The sequence below is a fragment of the Streptomyces sp. W16 genome, from assembly GCF_033194735.1.
In the GTDB taxonomy this organism is placed as follows: Bacteria; Actinomycetota; Actinomycetes; order Streptomycetales; family Streptomycetaceae; genus Streptomyces.
This window is the reverse complement of sequence record NZ_JAWOAI010000481.1, coordinates 1-7,540: the sequence shown is the minus strand read 5'-3', so window position 1 is coordinate 7,540 and position 7,540 is coordinate 1. Positions and strand designations below refer to the sequence as shown.

The following is a 7,540-nucleotide window of genomic DNA, read 5'->3' as shown; positions in this document are numbered from 1 at the left end:
CCGTCCGCGGGCGGCCCGGGCCTGGTCGACCTCACCCTCGACCCCTGGGCGAAACGGCCACCGCTCGCGGCCCGGGCGGTGTGGGACCGGTGGGGCGAGGGGCGGCCCTCCGAGCCCGGCCGCTGGGCCGGTTGCGACGCCGAGGGCCGCCGGTTCTGGCTCGGCACCGCGCTGGAAAACCACCCACACGGCGCCCCGGACCGGCCGCCGGGCACCACCTACCACCTCGACGGCAGGCGCATCACCGACCCGCAGGGCTTCTTCTGCGCTCTCGGCGAGGCGGTGAACGGCCCCGGCGGATACTTCGGTTGGGCCGTCGACGCCCTGAACGACTGCCTGCGCGGTCGCTGGGGAGCCGCACCGCCCTTCACCCTCGTCTGGCACGACGCGACCGTAGCCCGCGCCTGCCTCGGCCTCACCCCGCACACCGGCCCACGCCCACCGACATTCGAGGAACTGCTCGCCCTCCTCGCCGAAAAACACGTCGAAGTCCGCCTGGCCTGACCACTGTTCACTGCTCCGTACCGTCCGCCGGGACGAGCTGGTTTTCCACAACCGCCGGGTTGTCCACAGCCTGGTCCGACTGTCAGTGGCGCGTTGCACTATGAAGCCATGACCGAGAACGAGCAGCGACTGCTGACCCGGGTGGCCGCCGAGGCCCGCAACACCCGCCCGTGGGGCTGGACTTCACTCCCCGCCCCGGCGGACGAGGCCACGGTGACCCGCGCCGAGGCCGTCCTGGGCTTCAGCCTGCCCCCACTGCTCGCGGCGCTCTACTCGCGCATAGGAGACGGTGGATTCGGCCCGGAGTACGGCCTGTTGCCCCTGCTCGACAGCCCGCCCGCCGGCGAGCCCGCCGCCGTCACGCAATACCTCGCCAACCGCGAGAGCGGACGCAAGGACCCCGACTGGCCCTGGCCCGAGGGCGTCCTGCCGATATCCCACTGGGGCTGCGCGATGTACGCGTGCGTGGACTGCCGAACCCCGCAGGCCACCGTGCTGCTCTACGAGCCGAACGCGGACGAGGCGGACCACGCGTGGTACGTGGACGCGCTCAGCCTCGCCGACTGGCTCCAGGGCTGGCTCGACGGCACGGGCTGGTACGTCGACGCCAACATCGGCATCGAGCCCGAGCCATGGGCCGACTTCCGCATACGCACGACGACGCAGGCATCCTGACCGACTTCCGGTACCGGCGACCGTCACGGCGCCACCCCGCCGATGCCTGCAACCACCACACGCATCCGTGACGTCCTGTTCATCGACACGGCGGAACATGCAGCGACAGGCCGTGCGCAAGGACCTACGAACACAGCCTGTCCGGGCGGAATTCACAGCTCCGGATCAGTGCAAGCACAGCGCGAAAGGGCAGGTTCACGGCATGGGCATCATCAGCTGGATCATCCTGGGACTGTTGGCCGGAGCCATCGCCAAATTCCTGCTGCCGGGCCGCGACCCGGGCGGCTTCATCGGTACGACCGTCATCGGCATCGCGGGAGCGTTCCTCGGCGGCTGGATATCGGCCCGTTGGCTGGACCACCCGGTCGCCAAGAACTTCTACGACGGCGCCACCTGGGCCTCGGCGATAGGCGGCGCGCTCGTCCTCCTGATCGCCTACCGCATCTTCTTCGGCAACTCGCGCAACTAGCGCGCCCCCGTGCCGCAGCCAGCAGGCGAGAAGGGTGGGTACCGACGGGTACCCACCCTTCCTCGTACCGCTGCGCGTCGGGCGCGCGGGGCATGGTTCTACCGGTAGTTGACGTACTGCAGCGCGAAGTCGAAGTCCTTGCCCTTGAGCAGGGCCTGCACGGCCTGCAGGTCGTCGCGGCTCTTCGAGCTGACCCGCAGTTCGTCGCCCTGCACCTGGGCCTTCACGCCCTTGGGACCCTCGTCACGAATGATCTTCGCCACTTTCTTCGCGTTGTCCTGGGAGATGCCCTCCTCGATGGACGCGAAGATCTTGTACTCCTTGCCGGAGAGCTGAGGCTCACCGGCGTCCAGTGCCTTCAGCGAGATGCCGCGCTTGACCAGCTTGGACTGGAAGACGTCGAGCACCGCTTTGACCCGCTCCTCGGAGTTCGCCTCCATGAGGATCTTCTCGGCGGACCATGCGATCGAGGCACCCACGCCCTTGAAGTCGTAGCGCTGCGAGATCTCCTTGGCGGCCTGGTTGAGGGCGTTGTCGACCTCCTGCCGCTCGACCTTCGAGACGATGTCGAAACTGGAGTCGGCCATGTCCTGTGGCTCCTTGTATCGGGGTGCGTATCGATGCGTGTCACTGCGAATCGGCGTGCGTGGGGACAGCCGCCGAGCCCGGTGTAGGCGCCGGGCCGCATCCGTATAAGCCTAGCCACCCCCTCCCCGCCGGGCGCCGATCTATCGGGTGGCGAAGCACCCCCACGTATCGGGTATCGTTTACGTCGTTGCCACGGAGCACCGTCGAAAAGCGGTGCGAGGGGCAGCAAACCCGGCGGTGTGCCCGAGCGGCCAAAGGGAGCAGACTGTAAATCTGCCGGCTACGCCTACCCAGGTTCGAACCCTGGCGCCGCCACATGAAGATGGACCCCTTCCGAACTGCGGAAACGCAGGGCGGAGGGGGTCTCTTCGTGTCCGGGGCCATCTTGCCGAGAGGCCGACCCGTCGCAAGGACCAGCCCTGTCGGTCACCTGCGCGCCCGCGCGTCCGAAGCTCATGTGGACGAGATGCGGACGGCGTTGGGCAGGCGCACGCTGAGGGCATGACGGCCGGTGCTCCATCAGGGCCTCCGGAAGGCCCACTGCGGCGGGACGGGGGGCAGAGCAGCGCGTCTCCTCGACCTCGGTGGCTGAGGTTGAGCAGGGGTGTCCTGACGCACATTGCGGCCATCGTGGTCGGCTTCGCGATCGGAGCCGTCGCCGGCGGCTCGACAGACGCTCCGGCGACGCCGAAGGTCACCGTTACGGCGACCGCTACCGCGCCGGAAACCTCGTCGACCGGCAGCTCCGACACCGCCCAGAGCGCACGCCCCGGCGAGATTCCAGGAGACGGTACGTACGTGGTCGGCAAGGACATCAAGCCGGGTACGTACCGCACGAGTGGCCCGCAGGGCGGGCTTGTCACCAACTGCTACTGGGCGCGACTGAGCAGTACGTCCGGCGACTTGCGGGACATCATCGCCAACGGAAATACCCAGGGGCAGACCATCGTCACCATCGCGCCCACGGACAAGGCGTTCACCACCACCGGGTGCAAGCGTTGGACGAAGGCCGGCTAGCCGAGACTCCGGGACATCGGCGGATCGTCGGCTCGGGAGGCTGCAGTGCTCGGGGGCGCATACGCCGGATGCGCGTCGAGTAGGCGCCCACTCCATGCCTCTTTCGGGCGAAGGTGCACAGCTTCGGTGTGAGTGGGTAACTGGCCCACGCTTTCCTTGTGTTGAGAATCAGGAGGCAGCCCGCCTCCCTCGGTCGCGAGGGCATGGGATGGATGAACTGCTCGCGGCGCTTGCCTCATCGGGCGCCGCAACGCTTACAGGATTGATGCTGAGTGATGCCTGGGAGCAGGTGAAAGAGAAGATCGTCCGTGTAATCGAGCGCTGCCATCGCGGAGGCGGAAATCCGGACCCCCTTCTTGAGGAATCAAGGCTGCGACTGATTGCGGCGCGCGATGAAGGAAATCTGGCCGATGCTTCCGATGTCGAACGCGAGTGGCGTCTGCGGGTTGCGCAGCTCATGCGGGAAGACGCGACTGTGGTGCAGGACTTGATCGCGATCGCAGTCTCCATGACGCAGTCGGGCCATCGTGGTGCGCACCACGAACTCCGTGACAGCACCTTCAATGGGCCAACCGCGTTCCAATTCGGTGGCACTGGTGACCAGCACAACACTTTCGGGGTGTGACTCATGGACGGAAGCGACGCCAGGGAAGCAGCCCCCTTCGATGGTGAACAATCAAGAGATACTTTCAACGGTCCTACGGCCGTGAAGACTGGGGGTCTTGGGGATCAGATCGTCACCTTTGTTCAGTCTTCGCGCGCCCTCGTGCTGGCGACCCTGGTGGCCGCGCTGTTGGTGACCGTGGCGATTGTCTACGCCACGCCCCCGGAGAAGCGGACCCTCGCTGCGTGTGAGGGGACCGACTGCAATGGTCTGGTCCCCACGAGCACAACATGCACTCAGGACAAAGTCACACATCACAAAGTTGCTGTGGGTGCGACGATTGTCGCGCTGTATTGGTCTCAGAAATGTCAGACGAACTGGGCTGAGCGAATCACAGGGCCATCGGATGCCCAGTTCTTCGTTGCCGCCCAAGGAGCTCCTGAGGCCAATAGAATGTGGAACACGTCGAGCGGGCGCGCATCTGATGTTTCCCGTTCCAACGTCACGCCAATGATCCTTGGTCGTTATCTGTGGGTGGTGGCCTGCGTTCGGGCTCCGGATTCCTCCGAATCCCCTGAGTGCAGCAAGCACGGCTAAGGGTTCACAGATGGACGCCGGCCAAAACGGAAGAGAACGGCATGCCTGCATGGCGGACGCAGAGCTCGGAGTACTGCGGCAGCAGGCCTCCGAGCAACAGCACGCCGTTGACCAGACACGGCAGGACACCACCGCGGCCGTCAACACCGGGCTCACTGGACCTCGTCCGCAACGCTCAGCAGGCATCACAGTCCACTCAGCCCGTGGACGACGCACGCTCCGAACCCGATTCTCCGCCCGAGACCGCCGACAGCGACCCGGAGGTGAGCGGCGACAGCGGCGCGACAGGGACGGGAGACGAGGGGTAGCGCCTCCAACTCCTCCAGGCCGCCGCCGGCATCTCCGCGGCGACCGTCCACGCTCAGCGCGACACCTGGGCATTCCTCGTTGAACATGCCGGCAAGGACCGCCACTTCCGCATCCCGGGCGAGGTCAAGGATGCTTCGGACACCGTCCTCGTCGATCTCTCCGGGCCCAGCATCGTCGCCATTCTCACCACGCCGGGTGACGTCAAGGACGACCCGGGCGCCGATCCGGGGACCCGGGCGATCGCAGGCCTCGTCCACGAACGCATCGTCAAGACCGTCGAGAGCATCACCGGAACACTCCGCTCCAACAACGTCACGCCTCCCCAGATTCGAACCCTTTCGTCGTCCCCGAGGCGTTCCGCTGCTCGGACATCAGTCTTGACGTGACCGTGCCACAGCCCTACTGTCGCGGCATCGCGTTCATGTTGAAACACAAAGTTCATCTACATGAACACGCATCGCCAACCGAGTCCATCGAGCAGACAGGAAGGCACCCCCCATGCGCATGCGTACGCTGCTCACCTCCCTGGCCACCGTCACCGCCGTGACCGGCGGGCTGGCCATTGCCGCTCCGGCCGCGTCGGGCAGTACCGCCGTCACCGGCGCCGTCGCCTCACCCCTCGCCGACCCGACCGTCGCGCCCGGCGGGAACTTCGACCTGGGGGTGTGGCAGCTCCAGGAGCCGGTGGGTTCCCCCGGCTCGCCCACGACGATCTCCTCGGCCCGGCTCCAGGGGGCCAACGGGTTCCAGGACTCGTACTTCTACACGGACACCCGTGACGGCGCGATGACCTTCTGGGCGCCGGAGAAGGGCGTCACCACGCCCAACTCCAACTACGCCCGCTCCGAACTGCGGGAGATGAACCGCAGCGGCAGCGCCGCCAACTGGTCGCTCAGCGGCACGCACACGATGAAGGCGACGCTACGGGTCGTCTCCGTCACGTCGAACGTCTGCGTCGGCCAGATCCACCTGGGCACCGGAGGCACGTCCACCAAGCCGCTGCTGGAGCTCTACTACCGGTCGAGCGGTGACATCGTCCTCGGCACGGAGAACTCGCCCGACGGCGGGCAGACGCTGCACACCGTCGGCAACGTGGCGGTCGGCAAGACGTGGAGCTACACGATCGGCGTCTCAGGCGGGAACACCATCAATCTGACGGTCAACGGGAGCACCACGCACTACGCCATCCCGTCGTCGTTCAACGCCTACAAGCAGTACTTCAAGGCCGGTTCGTACAACCAGTCGTCCTCCGACAGCACCACCAAGGGCGCCCGGGTCGCCTTCTACGGACTCACCGTCTCCCACAGCTGAGCGAGCCTCGACGGCCGACGCGGCCTGCGGCGGGGCAGACTGATCCCATGTCGTCACGCCGCAGGAGCTGCCCCGAGTGCCGTCGTGAAATCGCCGTCGTGGCCGGCCGGTTCGCGCGGCACGACCCGCCCGGCGCACGGGAGAGCGGGGACCTCGTGTCGTGCCCCGGCTCCCGCCGACAGGCGGAACTCGGGGCGGCCCAGCCCGCGTTGGACGGGTACGTGGTACCGGATTTCCCCGGCCAGATGCCGCTGTTCTAGGCGGCGGGGCACCGCCCGGCAGGGAACCTCAGTCCCCACGCTCTCCGGTTCCTCAGTTCCCCGCCACCGACTTCACCGCCACCGACACCGGCGCGGATCCACCGATCAGTTCCAGCGTCAGGCCGGCCGTCGCCGGGGTCTCCACCAACTCCGCGAGTACGGCGGCCACATCGTCGCGTGGGATCGAGCCGAGACCGGTGTGGGCCTCCAGCCGGACCAGGCCGGTGCCGGCGCCGTTCGTGAGCGAACCGGGGCGCAGGATCGTCCAGTCCAGGGCATCCAGGCCGCGTACGTACGCGTCGGCCTCGCCCTTGGCCCGCAGGTACACGTCGAACACGCCGTCCCCGGGGTGCGCCGGATCCGCGCCCATCGAGGACACGACGACATGACGTCGTACGCCCGCCAGGACCGCCGCGTCGGCGAACAGCACCGCCGAACCCCGGTCCACCGTGTCCTTGCGGGCCGTGCCGCTGTTCGGGCCCGCGCCCGCCGCGAAGACCGCCGCGTCCGCGCCCCGCAGCAGAGCCGCGACCTCCCCGACCGAGGCCGACTCCAGGTCGAGCACGAGCGGTTCGGCGCCCGCCGACCGTAGATCGTCGCTCTGTTCGGCCTTGCGGATGATGCCCGCGACCTCGTCACCGCGCGCGGCGAGCAGGCGCTCCAGCCGCAGCGCGATCTGACCATGACCTCCAGCGATGACAATGCGCATGCCTCCGACCGTACGCCCGGACGGCCGCACGCGCCGCATGACTTCAGCCGCGTCCCAGCAGCACACCCCCGCAGCGCATGCGCGGGGCACGCGAACACAAGCCCCAGCGCCTCAGGCGTACGCCCCGGCGCACGAACGGCAGCTCACGACACCTCGCCCCGCCCCTGCCGCGGCAGCCCCAACTCCGAGCCCGCCGCCGTGTTGCAGTACTCCCGCACCGCGCTCGTCCGTGCCACCACGCGCCCCCGGTGCACCACGATCCGGCTGTACGCCAGCGAGAGCGCACCCGCGAGCCGGTCGCCGCGCACCGCGAGCAGTTCGGCCGGAAATCCCGCCTCGACCCGCACCTCGGGCAGACCGAGCGCCGCCCGCGCCGACGAACTCACCGTGTCGTACGCGTCCTCGGGCCGCATCCCGTGCCGCGAGGCGAGTAGGTAGGCCGCCTCCAAAGGGTCGCCGCGACCCACGGGGTTGGACACGTCACGCAGGGCGCCGCT

General features: G+C 68.0%; 11 protein-coding genes, 1 tRNA gene and 1 pseudogene. 9 read left to right on the top strand and 4 right to left on the bottom strand.

The features are described 5' to 3' along the window. The 3 genes from R6V09_RS41100 to R6V09_RS41090 all read left to right on the top strand — a co-directional run. On the top strand, nucleotides 1–504 hold a 504-nt coding region (locus R6V09_RS41100; RefSeq protein ID WP_317886593.1), incomplete at its 5' end, for a barstar family protein. 108 nt (nucleotides 505–612) lie between these two features. Further along, nucleotides 613–1,179, top strand: coding sequence for an SMI1/KNR4 family protein (locus tag R6V09_RS41095; RefSeq protein WP_317886592.1), 567 nt, complete (start codon nucleotides 613–615; stop codon nucleotides 1,177–1,179). Nucleotides 1,180–1,381: 202 nt separating this feature from the next. Further along, nucleotides 1,382–1,648 (top strand): GlsB/YeaQ/YmgE family stress response membrane protein, encoded by a 267-nt coding sequence (locus R6V09_RS41090; protein WP_019072336.1) that lies wholly within the window; start codon nucleotides 1,382–1,384, stop codon nucleotides 1,646–1,648. Nucleotides 1,649–1,746: 98 nt separating this feature from the next. Here R6V09_RS41090 and R6V09_RS41085 read toward each other — a convergent pair whose 3' ends face one another. Continuing rightward, nucleotides 1,747–2,235, bottom strand: a complete 489-nt coding sequence (locus R6V09_RS41085) for a YajQ family cyclic di-GMP-binding protein (protein ID WP_317886591.1) — start codon at nucleotides 2,233–2,235, stop codon at nucleotides 1,747–1,749. Between the two features lie 234 nt (nucleotides 2,236–2,469). Here R6V09_RS41085 and R6V09_RS41080 point away from each other — a divergent pair. From R6V09_RS41080 to R6V09_RS54765, 4 genes are all read left to right on the top strand, one after another. Next, nucleotides 2,470–2,551, top strand: a tRNA-Tyr gene (locus tag R6V09_RS41080). A 279-nt stretch (nucleotides 2,552–2,830) separates the two neighbouring features. After that, nucleotides 2,831–3,253, top strand: coding sequence for a hypothetical protein (locus tag R6V09_RS41075; protein ID WP_317886590.1), 423 nt, complete (start codon nucleotides 2,831–2,833; stop codon nucleotides 3,251–3,253). A gap of 208 nt (nucleotides 3,254–3,461) precedes the next feature. After that, complete coding sequence (locus R6V09_RS41070) at nucleotides 3,462–3,878, top strand: hypothetical protein (RefSeq protein WP_317886589.1); 417 nt, start codon at nucleotides 3,462–3,464, stop codon at nucleotides 3,876–3,878. Nucleotides 3,879–3,881: 3 nt separating this feature from the next. Then, nucleotides 3,882–4,454 (top strand): DUF2690 domain-containing protein, encoded by a 573-nt coding sequence (locus R6V09_RS54765; protein WP_442810245.1) that lies wholly within the window; start codon nucleotides 3,882–3,884, stop codon nucleotides 4,452–4,454. 185 nt (nucleotides 4,455–4,639) lie between these two features. On the opposite strand, the gene R6V09_RS41065 is transcribed toward R6V09_RS54765, so the two are convergent. Further along, the gene (locus tag R6V09_RS41065) at nucleotides 4,640–5,020 is read right to left on the bottom strand and encodes a hypothetical protein (RefSeq protein WP_317886588.1); all 381 of its coding nucleotides are present in this window, start codon (nucleotides 5,018–5,020) and stop codon (nucleotides 4,640–4,642) included. Between the two features lie 241 nt (nucleotides 5,021–5,261). Here R6V09_RS41065 and R6V09_RS41060 point away from each other — a divergent pair, with 241 nt between their 5' ends. Then, a complete protein-coding gene (locus R6V09_RS41060) occupies nucleotides 5,262–6,074 on the top strand; it encodes a polysaccharide lyase family 7 protein (RefSeq protein WP_317886587.1) in 813 nt (270 codons plus the stop codon). Between the two features lie 47 nt (nucleotides 6,075–6,121). Next, the gene (locus R6V09_RS41055) at nucleotides 6,122–6,334 is read left to right on the top strand and encodes a hypothetical protein (RefSeq protein ID WP_317886586.1); all 213 of its coding nucleotides are present in this window, start codon (nucleotides 6,122–6,124) and stop codon (nucleotides 6,332–6,334) included. Between the two features lie 52 nt (nucleotides 6,335–6,386). Here R6V09_RS41055 and R6V09_RS41050 read toward each other — a convergent pair whose 3' ends face one another. Further along, entirely contained in the window at nucleotides 6,387–7,043 is a 657-nt protein-coding gene (locus tag R6V09_RS41050) for an NAD(P)H-binding protein (RefSeq protein ID WP_317886585.1), read from the bottom strand. A 143-nt stretch (nucleotides 7,044–7,186) separates the two neighbouring features. Next, nucleotides 7,187–7,540: pseudogene (locus R6V09_RS41045) on the bottom strand (hydrolase); the annotation flags it as partial.